The following is a 15,284-nucleotide window of genomic DNA, read 5'->3' on the forward strand; positions in this document are numbered from 1 at the left end:
TTGTCCTCCGCTAATTTTAGCAACAGATACTGGCTACCACTAAGCTTTTTATGCATCGCAAAAATAAAAAATTATTAAAGTGCTTAAAACGCCATCTAATATAGGCTTATCATTTTGTTTATTAGGAACTTTCGCATACCAACACACCGTTATCTCACTTTTCCTGGCAGATATTGCATTAACGAAAAACATCCCTTAGATTACCCCAGCTAAAAAAGACCTGCGCATCACCATTATATTCTTTAATTTATTCTGACACCTTTTTCATACCCCACTGGGAAGTTATATGACGAATTTTTTGATCAATATAAAAAATCACTATTTGCGAGTCGCTATTGCGGAGCTGGTGGATGAAGCGATGAAGACCTACGGGGGATCAGCCTATCAGTTTTCTGAACAATGGGATCTGGAGTCGATAGCGCAATCTCAGGTGTTCTTCACGGAAATGGTGGCGGGAGAATGGTACCTGTGTCATGACCTGTTTCAGCATGCCCCAGAGCAATACACGCTTTTTATTTTCCAGGACAATGAACAAGCTACCGTCGAAGAGGGCTTACCCAACTGTCTGCGGCAGGCGGTGTTTATACCTCCCCATGCTCCCGTTCAGCGTCTTAAAGATGAGATAGTCAGCGCGATTCAGCGCCCCTTATCTCCTCAGCATGACCCGGCCTTCAATCGGCTGCGGCGTTGTATCAATTGCGCCTGCAAGTCGGTCAGCGATGCGCAAACCAAAGTCATTTACGCGTTCAGTATTGGTCTGAGTCCGCATGAAGTTGCCGCGGCGCTAAAAATTAGCCACAAAACCATTCACTCGCATAAAAAGAATATTATGAACAAGTTCAATTTGCACAGCCGCCAGCAATTTAACAACCTCGTAAAACTACTCGCCAGACGTTAATACAATCGTCATTATATTACCTCTGCAGATTATCTTCTGGAACGGAAGACGTAGCGTCTTTTGCGTCTTTCCTGAATATAAGAAAGACCACTCCACAAAGAAATGACGGGACAAAAAATCAAACACAAAATAATAAATAAGTCGCTCATATCAGACCTGAAAAAAGGAATTTAACTTACGTTGATAATATGCATTTGCTTTTAATCAGGCAAGACCAGCATCTCTTTTTGAGAGCGGGCAATATAATGGCAGGATAATTCCTGGTGGCGAATGTTAACCGATAATTTAAGGCGGTAGACCAATACCGCAGGAGGAATGAGCGGCCTGTTTGCCCTTTTTTGCATTGGGAATGAGAAAATGATAGCTAAACCTCAGATTCCCTGTAGAGTGAAGGTAATCACAAAGTGAAGCTCCCGTTCCGCGTAGCGGACATCACGGTTGGTTAAATGTCATAAAAAACAGCCTCCCTTCTCCGAGGGTCTGGCCATACCTCCCTAAATACGCGCTGTGCGGACCATTACGCGCTGCCGCAGCGACCGGAATGATTATGCTAACCACCCTGATATACCGCAGCCAGGTTAATCCTGCCCGCCCGCCCACCGATCTCGACGCTTTAATTCATCGCGCCAGCGGGAAAAACATGCCTCTTGGCATCACCGGTATTCTGCTGTTTAACGGCCTGCAGTTCTTCCAGGTGCTGGAGGGAAGCGAGGAAGATCTTGAGTCGTTATTCCACGAGATACAGAGCGATCCGCGCCATCGCGACGTGGTGGAACTGATGCGCGACTATTCGGCCTACCGTCGTTTTCACGACACCGGGATGCGCCTGCTGGATCTTCGTCTTTTCGAAGCCGACAGCGCGCTGGAGGAGCTCCTGCGCTTTAGCTCGTTTGGGGTCACCGAGCCGGTCAACGACCGGATGTTCCGCCTGATTAGCGCCTTTATCGCCGACGGTGGGCGCTATTGTCTACCCGAGCCGCTGCAGCCTTCTCGCTGGACGATGATGCCTGCCCCGGCCACTGCTACGGCGCGCCACCTGCCCGATCAACCTTGCCAGTTTGCCCTGCAGGCCATCGTCGAGCCGGCCACAAAGCGGGTCTCTTCCTTTGAAGCGCTGATCCGCAGCCCCACCGGCGGATCTCCTGTAGAGATGTTTGCCGCCATCCCGGCGGAGGATCGCTACCGTTTCGACCTTGAGAGCAAAGCGTATGCCTTCTCTCTCGCCGGTCAGTTACCGCTTGGTAAACACCAGCTGGCCATTAACCTGCTGCCCGGTTCGCTGTATAACCACCCTGACGCCGTAGGCTGGCTGATGAACAGCCTGCTGGCGGCCGGCCTCAGACCTGACCAGGTGCTGATAGAGGTTACCGAAACGGAGGTGATCACCTGCTTTGACCAGTTCCGCAAGGTGCTCAAAGCGCTGCGCGTCGCGGGCATGAAGCTGGCCATCGACGACTTTGGCGCGGGTTACTCCGGCCTGTCGTTACTGACCCGCTTTCAGCCCGATAAAATCAAAGTGGATGCAGAGCTGGTGCGCAATATTCATATCAGCGGCGCCAAGCAGGCGATTGTCGCCTCGGTCGTGCGCTGCTGCGAGGATTTGGGCATCACGGTGGTGGCGGAAGGCGTCGAAACCCTGGAAGAGTGGTGCTGGCTGCAGTCGGTGGGCATTCGCCTGTTTCAGGGGTTCCTTTTCTCCCGACCGTGCCTGAACGGCATCGGGGAAATTTGCTGGCCGATAGCGCGTCAGGCCACGGATCTGTAAGGCCGCGGTAGGCGGCAGCGTCACTGCCAGTGGGGGAGCTTTTCGCCCAGCGCCGCCAGGGCGAAGCGCACCGCTTTCGCCACCACTGTCTCGCAGTCACCGGTAAAGCGCAGCAGTTGGGTTTCGATCTGGCCGCGAAAGTTCCAGGCAAACCATACCGTGCCGGCGGGGGTACCATCCTCTCCCCCCTCCGGTCCCGCATAGCCGCTGATGGCGATGGCGATGTCGGCCCCGGCTATCGCCAGCATACCGCTGGACATCTCCTTCACGCACGCTTCGCTGACAGCGCTGTGTTCCGCCAGGGTTTCCGCGCGCACCTGCAGCACATTGCGCTTGGCTTCATCGCTGAAGGTGACCACGCCGGTATCATAAAAGGCCGCGGTATCAGCCTGAGCGCAGAGCGCTGCCGCCAGATTGCCGCCGGTGCAGGATTCCGCAGTGGTGAGCCGCCAGCCGCGCGCGATAAGCGCGCGGGCCACCTCGGCGGTCAGTTGATGAGTATGTTGTGCGTCTTTATCGATCTCGTCAGCCATTCTGACTCCTCGCCGAATTTGAAAAGTATCACCGCCTCACTGCCCTGTTAACAGGATAGCATAGTGATTTCTCTCGTCGCCTGAAGGCCGTTTACGCCACCCTGAGTGAATAAAATAAAGGCCCGCAGCGCGGGCCTTGAAAGGAACTACCTCGGCACAGAGGCGGAATCACACTTTGTGTTCGATCACCCGCCCCTGGTTCTCAATGGCAATTTTGCGCGGTTTTTCGCTCTCGGGGATCTCCTGATGGATAGCAATTTTTAAGATCCCGTTCTCCAGTTGCGCCTGATTAATCTGGGCGTGTTCGGGAAGCGAAAAACTAAGCTGGAAATCAGCCCGGCGAATGCCTTTATAAATCCAGCCCTGGCTGTTTCCGGAATGATTGTCGGTTTGCGCGCGTTTACCGGTAATATGCAGATTACCGCCTACGGTCTCTATTTCCAGTTCATCATCTTTCCAGCCAGGCACGCTGACGCTGAGCAGGAAATTACTGTCATCCACTTTCTGTAAATCGTAGGCTGGTAAGGTCCCCACCGGCGTATCGCCCGTTAACTGGCTGAAAAGACGGTCGATACGGTTAAAGCGATCGGCAAAAAGGGAATCAGCAAATACCGGGAGTGCTGACAAGGTTTTGAGTGCCATAATTAACCTCCTGAATATCCATTCAAAAGCTCAACATGAAGGCAAGCATTGCTTGTCCGCTTTATAAAATAATAGCTAAAGCGCGTTTTTCAAGACCTGAAATAAAAAATTTCTTCGTCAGTCACAGAAAGAAATAACCAGGTCAGGTGGCAAAGTGACCCCCGCCAGACGGCGGGGGCTGGGGTGCTTCTGAGTCCCATAACTGATGCTGTTTAACATTCAATAAACAGAAGCGTCATGTATATATTACTTGTTCAAGGGGATGTCAACGCCCGAATCGCGCCCCCTCCCCCGTCGCCCTGCAATAGCGCCACGAGAAACGCGGTTCCCCTGCGGTCGTTTCGCCAACTGCGGCGGCCTCGACATCACTTTAGCCTCGCTGGCGCCGGCCGGAAGACCCTGGCGAAAATTTACGCCGTCAGGGAAGGAACCTTTCACCTCCCTCCGTGCCTAATAACCTGCATACGCACTTTCTGAGGCATCACTATGACCGGCATTTTTATCTCCACCACCCTGTTCGCCCTCTTCGCGTCGATGTTGATCGGTCTGGGGATGGTATGGAAAGGCATCTCCAACAACCCGGATAACTAATCCTTTTTGGACGCCGTTGCCAGTCACCTGAGGCAGCGGCGTGATAGCGCCCTCTACCGACATCCGGTCAGGACCACTTCTGCTTCCGCTCAGGCATTATTGACAAGAGTATGCCCTTGCCGAACCGTTTTTGAACAAATGATTCATGCAATAAATACATCACTTGAATTAATACATTCCAATCCAGAATTAATGTTTGTTATATGTACAATTTAAGCAGTTTGTGCCAAATCACCGGCTACATCAGGGCAAAGTCCAAAATCAACACATTGATTTATATGCTTTTTAAAGTCTTTTCCAGATAAAGTCTCAAAAATGGATTTATTGATTTTATTAGCTATTAGAAATATCCTAATCCCATATACTGTAAATACTCTCCCCCTTAAAAATATTAATATTTTGACAATCGGCATTACTATGACTAATATTTTCATTAATACTGAAAACATATTTCTTAATCGAGGTGTTTGTGAACTTCTTATCGAGGTCGCAAAGGAAGAAAACATCTGTACACCTTTTTCCATTTTGCAATACTCACCAGATACTCTCGGTCAGATAGATATGCTGTTTACGGAAATGACGACCGGTGAACATTATCTATGCCACCCGGTTTTCAAAAAAATCCCCGAACAAACGTCTATTTTTATTTTCGTTCCCACCGATAGTGCTGTGCAAGTTGATCGGATACCGTATTGTCTACGTGATGCTACTTTTATTAGTATCAACACCGGATTGCACCGTATAAAAAATCAGATTGCGAAACATCTCATGGAGTCAACAGCGTCAATTGATGATCGCCAGGTAAAAGACAGCAGACGCTGTGTAAAATGCCCTCGATTAACATTGACCAAATCACAACTTTATATTATCGATGCGATCAGAACGGGAATGAATAATCAGCAGATAGCGCAAGAACTGGGTATCAGCCATAAAACGGTCTTTTCCCATAAAATCAATATCATGAAAAAATTCCAAATAGCCACCAAACAAGAGTTAACGAAATTCTCATCCGTTGCTCTTGCGCTGTCCTCAGGAAGGATCGGTTAACGTCGAGTTTTGTTAAATCGCATCTTCATTTTTCTTCGATCTTTAACATAGGAGAGACCAAAAATTAATGATGTCAATAATAATACTACCGCCAGGGATAATAATAGCCAGTTACTCATAAACAACCTTGTCAAAGTAAAAGATGATTTTTAAATAATAAGGGGTAAAAGTTTTCGAACACAACTAAACGCCAACCATTTCAGACAAAGGTAAAGCCACATACGATAATTCTGAAAAGTAATAAAAGAGAAGAAGCCTTCTCTCTAGCCCCGGTTATTAGGGTAATAAAGATTACTCGTAAAGAGAAAAAGCCAGGTACCACACCGAACGGTTATTGCAGAGACGTCTGGCAATATGATGGCCTGAAATTATAGCCTCTTCCAGTGGAATGATTGTGGTTTTTGGTAAGGCGTCCCTTTTTTCTGCTGTTCTATACTTCTAGTCAGACATCTGGCTGGAGGTGGCGATGTGCGGACGTTTTGCGCAAGCACAGACGCGGGAAGCATACCTGGCGTTTCTCGCAGAAGAGGCCGAACGCGATATCCCCTGGGACCCGGAGCCCATTGGGCGGTATAACGTCGCGCCAGGGGCAAAAGTGTTACTCCTGAGTGAAAGGAATGAGCAACTCCACCTCGATCCCGTTCACTGGGGCTATGCGCCGGGATGGTGGGATAAATCACCGCTGATTAATGCCCGGGTTGAAACCGCTGCCACCAGCAGGATGTTCAAACCGCTGTGGCAGCACGGGCGGGCGATCTGCTTCGCCGATGGCTGGTTTGAATGGAAAAAGGTCGGAGACAAAAAGCAGCCCTACTTCATCCAGCGGAAGGATGGCCAGCCGATATTTATGGCCGCTATTGGCAGCACCCCCTTCGAACGCGGGGACAGCGCCGAAGGATTTTTGCTGGTGACCGCTGCCGCCGATCGCGGTCTTGTCGATATACATGACCGCCGGCCGCTGGTCCTGACGCCGGAAGCCGCCCGGGAATGGATGAGGCAGGATCTCACCGGCGCGGAAGCGGCGGAGATTGCCAGGGTCGGAAGCGTCTCCGCCGACGATTTCACCAGGCACGCGGTATCGCGGGCGGTCGGCAATGTGAACAATCAGGGGCCAGCGTTAATTGAGCCAGTAGAGTGAGCGCATAACTCTGTGGCCGATCCCCCGCCTGATGCGCCGGCTGCGGTGCGATCCAGCCTTGCCAATAAGCCCCCGCGAGTTATCCCGACTGGCTTAACCACTCGCTTAAGGTCAACGAATAAAGCAGACTCGGCGGCGCATTTTCTATATCGGCAATCTCGTTGATGAACCTCAAGCCTGCTTTCTCGAGCACTTTTCGCGAAGCCAGGTGATTCGCCCTCACCACCGCTGAAATCTCCGTGAGTTTGATCGCCTCGAAGCCATATCTTACCGCCGAGGTCGCGAGGTCGGTGGCCAGCCCTTTTCCCCATGCCTCAGTTGCGAATCGATAGCCAAGATTGTTGAGGATGACATCGTTATAGCGGCGAATACTTAAGCCGCCAAAGCCAATAATTTTTTCCGGGGCATCACGCGCCGATATGGCCCAGTTGCCAAACCCGCGATCGTGCCAGTGGGCAAGCCAGCGCTGGAGAACCGTACTGGCATAGTCAATATCCGGGTAGGGTCCTGCGGGGTTAAAGGTATTGATCGCCGGATCGCCATAAATTCGGTAAAGATCGGCGACATCTTCAGCCATGACAGGGCGAAGCCGCAAGCGATGGGTCTCAATATGCAAACGTATCTCCTTGACGAGTGAGGTGGCCCGCGACGCTTCGCGAACCTTCCCTGCCGTTGTGGATGCCTGGGACTCGTTCAAGCGGACCTGAGAAGCGCGATTAAACAGATACTTCCGGCAATAAAAATAGGATATGGTAATCCGGAAACGGGATCCCTTTTTATCGGCGCCACGCATATCGTTACCGAGTGAACACAGGACTGTAAATGATCGATGACATCCGCTACCTGATAGTCTTTGCCAAAATTGTCGAGAGCGGTTCTGTTTCAGGCGGCGCCGCGGCCTTAGGGTTGTCGACCGCAACAGCAAGCGCACATTTATCCAGGCTTGAGAAAAACCTTAACAGCGCTTTGCTCTACAGAAATACCCGAAAGCTTTCTCTAACACAAGATGGCGAAAGTGTGCTGGAGACCGCCAGGTCGATGCTCGAGCTTTATGAAAAAGGCGTCATTGAGTTTAAGCAACGTTCGGTATCCACAGCCGGTAAGCTGCGTATTTCCATACCTGCCGTTTTTTTAAACAGCCCATTCACTCACCATCTTGCAAATTTCATTAAAGAGAACCCGGATATTGCTCTGAGCATTTCTTATAGTGACCTGCGCGAGGACATTATTGCCGACAGTATTGATGTCGCCTTTCGCATTGGCGAACTCCCCGATAGCGCTCTCAAGGCCCGGCACCTGTTTGTTCTGCCGCGAAAGCTGGTGGCAGCAAAGGGCTTTCTCCTGCGCTATCCCCCCGTTAATCATCCCGCTATGCTTGAATCAATGCCGTGGATTGGGCTGACGATGAGGGAGAATGTGCGCGAGTTCAGACATCGCAACGGCGAACAGGCGATAATAAAGTATACACCCGGCGTGTATGTCGATAGTGTTGAGGCCGCCTATGCCCTTGCCAGACAACAAATTGGCCTGGCCGCTCCGCCGCGTTTTCTCTGCGAAGAGGATATCCGCCGCGGCGAAATGCAGGAACTACTTCCTGACTGGTCATTAGCCCCGCTAAAAGTGTATGCCCTATGGCCTGGCAATATTTCAGTTAGCGGCGCGGCCTATAAACTGATTAATTATATCTATAATGCCATTGAACATCAGCCGCTATGAATAGGTAATAGACTGCGAATACAGTATGTAACCCGCAGTCATGCACAATAATCCGCCCATCACCAGATTAAACAGGCGGATCTGTGCTCTGCTTTTGAGAATCGCTGACATTTTATCACCGAATATCGCCCAGGCCGCCAGGGACAGATAGCAGACAAAAAAGTAGATGATAATAAATAGCGATATACTCAGGCGCGACGAGGGTTCAGAAAACAAGGCGACGCCAGAGGCACAGGCAGCCCAGGCTTTAGGATTGAGCCATTGCATTAAAAAACCCTGCGCAAACCCCGGCGCCTGTGCTTTTTTCAGTGACCATTCCGGATGTGAAGTGGCAATTTTATAGCCCTGAAACAATATAAATAACGAACCAACGATATTCAGATAGCTAAAAAACCAGGGGTGCGTTGCGATGGCCGCGTAGAGTCCAAAACTAATAAAAACCAGTAACAATGTAAAACCAATAGTGGCGCCCGAGACGAAAGAAAATGTTTTTCTGAATCCATGCGCAGCGCCGGAAGAGATAATAACCATATTAACCGGGCCTGGCGAAAATGACAGGGCCAGCGCAAACATAAGCATAGTAACGATCAAAACCATTTATTTATCCGTTTTCCAGGGAGAGATATCGTGGCAGGTGGTTTTATTACCACCTGCATGACGTTATTGAAAGACTACCTCGATATCGCAACGGGATTAAGTGGCTTTTATCTAAATGTGTATTTGATTATTTTCGCGCTATTTCTTCTGACCGGCGCCTGGCGCAATCCCCTGCGATCAAAGCATGGCCAGTGAAAAGCGCCTGATAAGGAAAACACCCAATCGATCGCTTCTCACCGCCCGATGGCCTATGCGCTCAACCCGCGATTTTTCAGCATCGGCTCAATCTTTGGATCGTGTCCGCGCCACTGGCGATACAGTTCAGCTAAATCAGCGCTATTGCCGCGAGATAAAATCGCCTCGCGGAAGCGCTGACCGTTCTCACGGGTCAAACCGCCCTGCTCCACGAACCACTGATAGCCGTCGTCGGCCAGCATCTGGGTCCACAGATAGGCGTAATAGCCTGCCGCATAGCCGCCGCCGAAGATATGGGAGAAGTAGCTGCTGCGATAGCGCGGGGGAACGGCCGCCAGATCGAGGTGTTCTTCCCGGAGTACCCTCTGCTCAAATGCATCCACCTCGTCCGGAAACGCGGTGGTCGACAGCGTGTGCCAGCGCATATCGAGCAGCGCGGCGGCTAGCAGCTCGCTCATGTCGTACCCTTTATTGAAGGTTGCCGCACGCAACATATTGTCGCGCAGCGCCTCCGGCATCGGCTCTCCGGAGCGATAGTGCTTCGCATAGTGGGCGAATACCTGCGGATGGCTGGCCCAGTGTTCGAAGATTTGCGACGGAAACTCGACAAAATCCCGCGGGGTATTGGTCCCGGAGAGACTGGCATAGCGCTGGCTGGCGAACAGCCCGTGCAGGGCGTGGCCAAACTCATGGAACAGGGTGATCACCTCATCCCATGACAACAGCGCGCTCTGTCCGCTCTGCGGCCGGGCATAATTGCAGACGTTGTAGATAACCGGGCGCTGCTCCCGCAGGGTCGACTGTTCGACAAACACGTCCATCCAGGCGCCGCCGCTCTTTGAATCGCGCGCGAAATAATCACCGTAAAACAGCGCCATCCCTTCGCCATTGTGGTCGAAGATCTCCCAAACCCGCACATCCGGGTGGTACACCGGGATGTCAAAGCGTTCCACGAAGCGGAGCCCAAAGAGCTGCGATGCCGTCCAGAAGACGCCGTCCTGCAGCACGCGCTCGAGGGCAAAATAGGGTTTGAGCTGTGCGTCATCAATGGCATAGGCAGCCCGCCGCACCTGCTCGCTGTAATAGAGCCAGTCCCATGCCTGCGCGCGAAACTCCCCGCCTTCGTTGTTGATCACCTGCTGGATGTCCGCCAGCTCACGTTCCGCCCTCGCCCGCGCCGCCGGCGCAATCTGACGCATAAAGCCCAATGCCTCCGCCGGAGAAGCCGCCATTTGATCGGTCAGCGCCCAGCTGGCGTAATTTGTCGCCCCCAGCAGTTCCGCCTGCTGCGCGCGGATCGCCGCCAGCCGCAGCACCAGACTACGGGTATCATGCTCATCGCCCTGTTGATTGCGCGTCCAGCCGGCGGCGAAGAGATTCTCCCGCGTTTGCCGGTCGCGCAGCGCAAGCAGCTGCGGCTGCTGGGTGGTGTTGGTCAGCGTCAGCAGCCAGCGATCGCCGAGCCCTTTTTCGCGCGCCGCGTCGGCCGCAGCCGCTATCTCCTCATCGGTCAGGCCATCCAGTTGATGCCGGTCATCGACCACCAGGCCACCGCTTTTCGCCGCCCCCAGCAGCCGCTGCTGGAACTGACTTTGCAAAGTGGCCGCTTCGGTGTTCAGGGCGCGCAGCACCGCCTTCTGCGCCGGGGCCAGCGTTGCCCCGGCGTGAACAAAGCGTTGCCATGTCAGGGTCAGAAGACGCCGGGATTCGCCGTCAAGCGAGAGCGTCTCGCGCTGCTCGTAGACGCTGTTCACCCGCTGGAATAAAGCCTCGTTGAGCCAGATGTCATTCCCCAGCCCGGCGAGCTCGGCGGAAAATTGTTCATCCAGTGATTGCAGATAAGGGTTGGTATGGGCGCTGGCCATGGCGAAAAAGACCCGCGTCACCCGCGCCAGCAGCTGTCCGCTCTGCTCCAGCGCCTCGAGCGTGTTGGCGAAACTGGCAGGCTGCGGATTGTCGATAATGGCGCGGATCTCCTCGCGCTGCTGCCGGACGCCCTCATCAAACGCCGGCCGATAGTGACTGTCTTCAATCAGATCAAACCGCGGCGCCTGGTAAGGCAACAGACTGACGCTAAAAAAGGGGTTTTGTTCGGACATCTTTCTCTCCTGTACAGGCTTATCCTGTAAGATTAGGCTTCTCCTTAATGGGTCGCAATGATTTCCGTTACCGGTCGCCGCCTGTGCGTGCTATGGTATGAAAACACAAAAAGCGTTGAGGAACAGTAAGATGATTATCATGGTCACCGGCGCCACTGCCGGTTTTGGTGAAAGTATTACTCGCCGTTTTGTCGCTAACGGTCATAAAGTGATTGCGACCGGACGTCGCGAAGAGCGCCTGAAGACGCTGAAAGACGAGCTGGGCGATAATCTTTATATCGCGCAACTGGACGTTCGCAACCGCGCCGCTATTGAGACGCTGATTGCCGACCTGCCCGCCGAGTGGCAGGCAATCGATGTGCTGGTGAACAACGCGGGTCTGGCGCTCGGTCTGGAGCCGGCGCACCGCGCCAGCGTGGAAGACTGGGAAGATATGATCGACACCAATAATAAAGGGCTGGTGTACATGACCCGCGCCGTCCTGCCGGGCATGGTGGCGCGCAATCGCGGCCACATCATCAACATCGGCTCCACGGCGGGCTGCTGGCCTTACGCCGGCGGTAACGTCTATGGGGCGACCAAAGCCTTCGTCCGTCAGTTCAGCCTCAATCTTCGCACCGACCTGCACGGCACCGCGGTGCGCGTCACCGACATCGAGCCGGGTCTGGTGGGCGGCACCGAGTTCTCGAACGTCCGCTTTAAAGGCGATGACGCCAAAGCCGGTAAAACCTACGAGAACACCGAAGCCCTGACGCCGGAAGGTGTGACCGAGGCGGTCTGGTGGGTGGCCACCCTGCCGAAACACGTCAACATCAACACCCTGGAGATGATGCCGGTGAGCCAGAGCTTTGCCGGACTCAGCGTTCATCGCCAGGGCTAACCGTCAGCCACCCGGCCTGCTGGCCGGGTATGGGCGGAACCGCAAAAAACGCGTAAAATAGTGCGCATAACCCCATAAAAAGTAACCATCAATGGCCGCAGAATCGCAACTGAATCCGACGCAACCCGTCAATCAGCAAATTTATCGCATCCTCCGCCGGGATATCGTTCACTGCCTGATCCCGCCTGGCACGCCGCTGTCGGAGAAAGAAGTCTCCGTGCGTTTTGCGGTATCTCGTCAGCCGGTGCGCGAGGCCTTTATTAAGCTGGCGGAGAATGGACTTATCCAGATCCGTCCCCAGCGCGGCAGCTACGTCAACAAAATTTCCCTGTCTCAGGTGCGCAATGGTTGCTTTGTCCGCCAGGCGATTGAATGCGCGGTGGTCCGCCGTGCCGCTGGCATGATTAACGATGAGCAAGTCTATCAGCTGGAGCAGAATCTTCATCAGCAGCGTATTGCCGTCGACCGTCAGCAGTTAAACGACTTTTTCCTGCTTGATGATGAATTTCACCAGAAGTTGTCAGTTATTGCCGATTGTCAGCTGGCCTGGGATACGGTGGAAAACATCAAAGCCGCTATTGACCGCGTGCGCTACATGAGCCTCGACCATGTCTCCTCCCCGGAGATGCTGCTGCGCCAGCATCATGAAATTTTCACCGCGCTGGAAAAACGCGACGCCGAGGCGGTCGAGAAAGCCATGAGTATTCATTTGCATGAAATCAGCGAATCCGTGCTGTTGATCCGCCAGGAGAATCGCGACTGGTTTAGCGAAGAGTAAGGATCAGACGGCTGCGAAATAAGGCAGACGCAGCCGTCGTAATGGAAAGGATTATCTGACCACCAGCACCGGCGTTTTGGCGTAGCGCAAAATGGATTCGGCGTTGGAGCCCAGCAGATGGGTGGAGATCCCCGGTTTGCGGGAGCCAATCACTATCACATCGAACGCTTCGTTGTTACTGATAGCCAGAATTTCATCGCGCACGTTACCAAAGACGACCCGGGTATGGATCCGCGACATCGGTATGTCGAACAGTCGCGCCACCTCGCGCATCTTTTTCTCCGACTCTTCCTGCATATAGGCTTCGAATTTACGAATATCCGCCGTAAACCCGCGTAATAACGAACGGCTGCTGTTCGGCAGAACGTTGAGCAAGGTGATTTCGCCATTTTCCGCCGACGCGAGAAATTCCGCGTGACGCACTGCCTTATCGCTTAAATCCATTTCAAAAACATCAACAGGCAATAAAATCTTTTTATACATGGCCCGCACTCCTTTTCCAGAGAAAGTGATATTTCAATAACTTAACTATGCCATTTTTGCGGTGAATGACCAGCCTTTATTCGGAAAAATAACAGCTAATTATCTTTAGTAAATCAGGGAAATATAGAGTTATGTAAGGACATTGCGTTCGATCATATTTTTAGTCTGCTAAAAGCGATCGACAGCAAAAAATGAAATATCAGCGGAACCATGCGGAAACAGCAGAAGAGCCGGTGTCGACCCCATGACCGACACCGGGAATAAACGATTATTGCGCCTCAGCCCATGCGGCAACGGTGGCTTTGGCCCCCTGACGCTGCAGCGCAACATAGGCGCGGATCACCGCCGAGACGAACCGCGCTTCCTGCGGCAGCTCACGGCCGAAGATGGCCTCAATGCCCAACAGCGCTTTGACGCGCGCTTCGCCATCGGCGCTGGCGGCTACCGCCTCCTTGATCACCGGCAGCAGCGGATCGCAAATTTCGATCGCCTGGCCGGCGTCGTCAACACCGCCGACATAGCGCATCCAGCCCGCCACGCCCAGCGCCAGCAGCGTGAAGTCATGCTGGTGCGCCAGGTGCCAGCGTACCGAGTCCAGCATGCGCTGCGGCAGCTTCTGGCTACCGTCCATGGCAATCTGCCAGGTACGGTGTTTGAGCGCCGGATTGCAGTAGCGGTCAATCAGCAGACTGGCATAGTGTGACAGATCCACCCCCTGCACTTTCAAGGTCGGAGCCTGCTCGTCCAGCATCAGCGCCAGCGCCGCGCGGCGGTAGTTGTCATCCTGCATACAGTCGTTGATATGCTGATAACCGGCCAGATAGCCGAGATAGGCGAGGAACGAATGGCTGCCGTTGAGCATCCTCAGCTTCATCTCTTCGAAAGGCACCACATCGGCGACCAGCTCCGCCCCCGCTTTCTCCCACTGTGGACGTCCGGCGACAAAGTTATCCTCAATCACCCACTGGCGGAAAGGCTCGCAGGCCACGCCAGCCGGGTCGCGCACGCCGGTCAGCTGTTCAATTTTATCGAGGGTTTCCGCCGTCACCGCCGGGACAATACGGTCCACCATGGTCGACGGAAAGGTGACATTCTGTTCTATCCATGCGGCGAGGTCCGCGTCCAGCGCCCGGGCGTAGGCGCAGACGACGTTGCGCATCACATGACCGTTTTCCGGCATGTTATCGCAGGACATCACGGTAAAGGCCGACAGCCCTGCCTCCCGGCGACGCGCTAAGGCCGCCACCACCACGCCCACTGCCGATTTCGGCTGGCGCGGGTTAGCGAGATCGGCGGCGATCAGCGGGTGATCGAGCTGCAGTTCGCCACTGGCTGGCGAATGGCAATAGCCTTTCTCGGTAATGGTCAGGGAGACAATGGCCACCTGTGGCTCACACATCGCCGAAAGCACGGCCTCGAGACCATCGACCTGGGCGTGCAGCGCCTGCTTCACCACCCCGACCACGCGCGCGGTCCACGCGTCGGCGGACATTTCTGCCACGGTGTACAGCAGATCCTGCTGCCGGAGATCGGCGATCTGCTGCTCGCCGCCAATCAGGTTGACTTCAGTGTAGCCCCAGTCGCTGCCGTGCTCGCTGGCCAGTATATCGGCGTAGACCGCCTGATGGGCGCGGTGGAACGCGCCAAAACCCAGATGGACGATACGGGGGACCAGCGCGCGGCGATCGTAGTCCGGCTGTATGGCGTTAGCGGTTAAGAGGGTGTTTTCCATGATGACTCTCGTTGTTATGTGGCTCATCAACCATTCTCTGGGAGAACTCTCGAGGAGAATGCCTTTGTGCCTCAACCATCTCACGCAATTGGTATAACATCTTTGATTTCTGTCAACTACCATACAAGAAGCTTTTACCGGGTTGTGGTCGCTGGCGAGCGATCACAAAATCTCTGGGATGGCAGGAGAA

19 protein-coding genes are annotated in these 15,284 nt (G+C 53.6%); 9 read left to right on the plus strand and 10 right to left on the minus strand.

Annotation, left to right across the window (positions count from 1 at the left end; translation table 11 throughout):
- Positions 1 to 286 precede the first annotated feature (286 nt).
- The gene (kbvR, locus tag ACOI6Z_RS12865) at positions 287 to 898 is read left to right on the plus strand and encodes a LuxR family transcriptional regulator KbvR (protein ID WP_048297462.1); all 612 of its coding nucleotides are present in this window, start codon (positions 287 to 289) and stop codon (positions 896 to 898) included.
- A gap of 29 nt (positions 899 to 927) precedes the next feature.
- On the opposite strand, the gene ACOI6Z_RS12870 is transcribed toward kbvR, so the two are convergent.
- Positions 928 to 1,047, minus strand: a complete 120-nt coding sequence (locus tag ACOI6Z_RS12870) for a small membrane protein (RefSeq protein WP_137910593.1) — start codon at positions 1,045 to 1,047, stop codon at positions 928 to 930.
- Between the two features lie 398 nt (positions 1,048 to 1,445).
- Between ACOI6Z_RS12870 and ACOI6Z_RS12875 the strand changes: the two genes are divergently transcribed.
- Positions 1,446 to 2,663 carry a diguanylate phosphodiesterase gene (locus ACOI6Z_RS12875; RefSeq protein WP_044522842.1) on the plus strand — a complete coding sequence of 406 codons (1,218 nt, stop codon included), beginning with the start codon at positions 1,446 to 1,448 and terminating at the stop codon, positions 2,661 to 2,663.
- Between the two features lie 20 nt (positions 2,664 to 2,683).
- Here ACOI6Z_RS12875 and ACOI6Z_RS12880 read toward each other — a convergent pair whose 3' ends face one another.
- The 3 genes from ACOI6Z_RS12880 to ACOI6Z_RS12890 all read right to left on the minus strand — a co-directional run bounded on the left by ACOI6Z_RS12880 (position 2,684) and on the right by ACOI6Z_RS12890 (position 4,374).
- Positions 2,684 to 3,196, minus strand: a complete 513-nt coding sequence (locus ACOI6Z_RS12880) for a 2-oxo-tetronate isomerase (RefSeq protein WP_182962007.1) — start codon at positions 3,194 to 3,196, stop codon at positions 2,684 to 2,686.
- A gap of 168 nt (positions 3,197 to 3,364) precedes the next feature.
- A complete protein-coding gene (locus ACOI6Z_RS12885; protein ID WP_420687399.1) occupies positions 3,365 to 3,838 on the minus strand; it encodes an Hsp20 family protein in 474 nt (157 codons plus the stop codon).
- A gap of 434 nt (positions 3,839 to 4,272) precedes the next feature.
- The gene (locus ACOI6Z_RS12890) at positions 4,273 to 4,374 is read right to left on the minus strand and encodes a hypothetical protein (RefSeq protein ID WP_224222711.1); all 102 of its coding nucleotides are present in this window, start codon (positions 4,372 to 4,374) and stop codon (positions 4,273 to 4,275) included.
- Here ACOI6Z_RS12890 and ACOI6Z_RS12895 point away from each other — a divergent pair.
- Positions 4,334 to 4,429, plus strand: a complete 96-nt coding sequence (locus tag ACOI6Z_RS12895) for a YnaM/YnfT family protein (protein ID WP_272482055.1) — start codon at positions 4,334 to 4,336, stop codon at positions 4,427 to 4,429. The genes ACOI6Z_RS12890 and ACOI6Z_RS12895 overlap by 41 nt on opposite strands.
- 411 nt (positions 4,430 to 4,840) lie before the next feature.
- The gene (locus ACOI6Z_RS12900) at positions 4,841 to 5,476 is read left to right on the plus strand and encodes a helix-turn-helix transcriptional regulator (protein ID WP_072199086.1); all 636 of its coding nucleotides are present in this window, start codon (positions 4,841 to 4,843) and stop codon (positions 5,474 to 5,476) included.
- Here ACOI6Z_RS12900 and ACOI6Z_RS12905 read toward each other — a convergent pair.
- Positions 5,473 to 5,595, minus strand: coding sequence for a small membrane protein (locus tag ACOI6Z_RS12905; protein WP_044522836.1), 123 nt, complete (start codon positions 5,593 to 5,595; stop codon positions 5,473 to 5,475). The two genes, ACOI6Z_RS12900 and ACOI6Z_RS12905, sit on opposite strands and share 4 nt — an antisense overlap.
- Before the next feature lie 347 nt (positions 5,596 to 5,942).
- Between ACOI6Z_RS12905 and ACOI6Z_RS12910 the strand changes: the two genes are divergently transcribed.
- Complete coding sequence (locus tag ACOI6Z_RS12910; protein WP_049014034.1) at positions 5,943 to 6,614, plus strand: SOS response-associated peptidase; 672 nt, start codon at positions 5,943 to 5,945, stop codon at positions 6,612 to 6,614.
- A 79-nt stretch (positions 6,615 to 6,693) separates the two neighbouring features.
- Here ACOI6Z_RS12910 and ACOI6Z_RS12915 read toward each other — a convergent pair whose 3' ends face one another.
- Positions 6,694 to 7,230 (minus strand): GNAT family N-acetyltransferase, encoded by a 537-nt coding sequence (locus ACOI6Z_RS12915; RefSeq protein WP_420687400.1) that lies wholly within the window; start codon positions 7,228 to 7,230, stop codon positions 6,694 to 6,696.
- A 206-nt stretch (positions 7,231 to 7,436) separates the two neighbouring features.
- On the opposite strand from ACOI6Z_RS12915, the gene ACOI6Z_RS12920 reads away from it, so the two are divergent.
- Positions 7,437 to 8,330 carry a LysR family transcriptional regulator gene (locus tag ACOI6Z_RS12920; RefSeq protein ID WP_101866253.1) on the plus strand — a complete coding sequence of 298 codons (894 nt, stop codon included), beginning with the start codon at positions 7,437 to 7,439 and terminating at the stop codon, positions 8,328 to 8,330.
- Here ACOI6Z_RS12920 and ACOI6Z_RS12925 read toward each other — a convergent pair.
- Complete coding sequence (locus ACOI6Z_RS12925) at positions 8,325 to 8,927, minus strand: LysE family translocator (protein ID WP_044522826.1); 603 nt, start codon at positions 8,925 to 8,927, stop codon at positions 8,325 to 8,327. The two genes, ACOI6Z_RS12920 and ACOI6Z_RS12925, sit on opposite strands and share 6 nt — an antisense overlap.
- Before the next feature lie 30 nt (positions 8,928 to 8,957).
- On the opposite strand from ACOI6Z_RS12925, the gene ACOI6Z_RS12930 reads away from it, so the two are divergent.
- Positions 8,958 to 9,122, plus strand: coding sequence for a hypothetical protein (locus ACOI6Z_RS12930; protein ID WP_158238024.1), 165 nt, complete (start codon positions 8,958 to 8,960; stop codon positions 9,120 to 9,122).
- A 53-nt stretch (positions 9,123 to 9,175) separates the two neighbouring features.
- Here the strand turns inward: ACOI6Z_RS12930 and dcp are convergent, their stop codons facing one another.
- Positions 9,176 to 11,221 carry a peptidyl-dipeptidase Dcp gene (gene dcp / locus ACOI6Z_RS12935; RefSeq protein ID WP_420687401.1) on the minus strand — a complete coding sequence of 682 codons (2,046 nt, stop codon included), beginning with the start codon at positions 11,219 to 11,221 and terminating at the stop codon, positions 9,176 to 9,178.
- Positions 11,222 to 11,351: 130 nt separating this feature from the next.
- Between dcp and ydfG the strand changes: the two genes are divergently transcribed.
- Together ydfG and ACOI6Z_RS12945 are read left to right on the plus strand one after the other, a co-directional pair.
- Complete coding sequence (ydfG, locus tag ACOI6Z_RS12940) at positions 11,352 to 12,101, plus strand: bifunctional NADP-dependent 3-hydroxy acid dehydrogenase/3-hydroxypropionate dehydrogenase YdfG (protein ID WP_420687402.1); 750 nt, start codon at positions 11,352 to 11,354, stop codon at positions 12,099 to 12,101.
- A gap of 91 nt (positions 12,102 to 12,192) precedes the next feature.
- A complete protein-coding gene (locus ACOI6Z_RS12945; RefSeq protein ID WP_004206025.1) occupies positions 12,193 to 12,879 on the plus strand; it encodes a GntR family transcriptional regulator in 687 nt (228 codons plus the stop codon).
- 51 nt (positions 12,880 to 12,930) lie between these two features.
- On the opposite strand, the gene ACOI6Z_RS12950 is transcribed toward ACOI6Z_RS12945, so the two are convergent.
- Both ACOI6Z_RS12950 and ACOI6Z_RS12955 read right to left on the minus strand, forming a co-directional pair.
- Positions 12,931 to 13,362, minus strand: coding sequence for a universal stress protein (locus ACOI6Z_RS12950; RefSeq protein ID WP_048334875.1), 432 nt, complete (start codon positions 13,360 to 13,362; stop codon positions 12,931 to 12,933).
- A 268-nt stretch (positions 13,363 to 13,630) separates the two neighbouring features.
- Positions 13,631 to 15,094, minus strand: coding sequence for a mannitol dehydrogenase family protein (locus tag ACOI6Z_RS12955; protein WP_420687403.1), 1,464 nt, complete (start codon positions 15,092 to 15,094; stop codon positions 13,631 to 13,633).
- Between the last annotated feature and the right edge of the window lie 190 nt (positions 15,095 to 15,284).

It is taken from the genome of Klebsiella sp. C239 (genome assembly GCF_048822715.1).
GTDB classification, from domain to species: Bacteria; Pseudomonadota; Gammaproteobacteria; order Enterobacterales; family Enterobacteriaceae; genus Klebsiella; species Klebsiella quasipneumoniae.

Coding starts and splice junctions, on each gene's coding strand:
- kbvR (WP_048297462.1), top strand. CDS start 287: ATGACGAATTTTTTGATCAATATAAAAAATCACTATTTGCGAGTCGCT.
- ACOI6Z_RS12870 (WP_137910593.1), bottom strand. CDS start 1,047: ATGAGCGACTTATTTATTATTTTGTGTTTGATTTTTTGTCCCGTCATT.
- ACOI6Z_RS12875 (WP_044522842.1), top strand. CDS start 1,446: ATGCTAACCACCCTGATATACCGCAGCCAGGTTAATCCTGCCCGCCCG.
- ACOI6Z_RS12880 (WP_182962007.1), bottom strand. CDS start 3,196: ATGGCTGACGAGATCGATAAAGACGCACAACATACTCATCAACTGACC.
- ACOI6Z_RS12885 (WP_420687399.1), bottom strand. CDS start 3,838: ATGGCACTCAAAACCTTGTCAGCACTCCCGGTATTTGCTGATTCCCTT.
- ACOI6Z_RS12905 (WP_044522836.1), bottom strand. CDS start 5,595: ATGAGTAACTGGCTATTATTATCCCTGGCGGTAGTATTATTATTGACA.
- ACOI6Z_RS12910 (WP_049014034.1), top strand. CDS start 5,943: ATGTGCGGACGTTTTGCGCAAGCACAGACGCGGGAAGCATACCTGGCG.
- ACOI6Z_RS12920 (WP_101866253.1), top strand. CDS start 7,437: ATGATCGATGACATCCGCTACCTGATAGTCTTTGCCAAAATTGTCGAG.
- ACOI6Z_RS12925 (WP_044522826.1), bottom strand. CDS start 8,927: ATGGTTTTGATCGTTACTATGCTTATGTTTGCGCTGGCCCTGTCATTT.
- dcp (WP_420687401.1), bottom strand. CDS start 11,221: ATGTCCGAACAAAACCCCTTTTTTAGCGTCAGTCTGTTGCCTTACCAG.
- ydfG (WP_420687402.1), top strand. CDS start 11,352: ATGATTATCATGGTCACCGGCGCCACTGCCGGTTTTGGTGAAAGTATT.
- ACOI6Z_RS12945 (WP_004206025.1), top strand. CDS start 12,193: ATGGCCGCAGAATCGCAACTGAATCCGACGCAACCCGTCAATCAGCAA.
- ACOI6Z_RS12950 (WP_048334875.1), bottom strand. CDS start 13,362: ATGTATAAAAAGATTTTATTGCCTGTTGATGTTTTTGAAATGGATTTA.
- ACOI6Z_RS12955 (WP_420687403.1), bottom strand. CDS start 15,094: ATGGAAAACACCCTCTTAACCGCTAACGCCATACAGCCGGACTACGAT.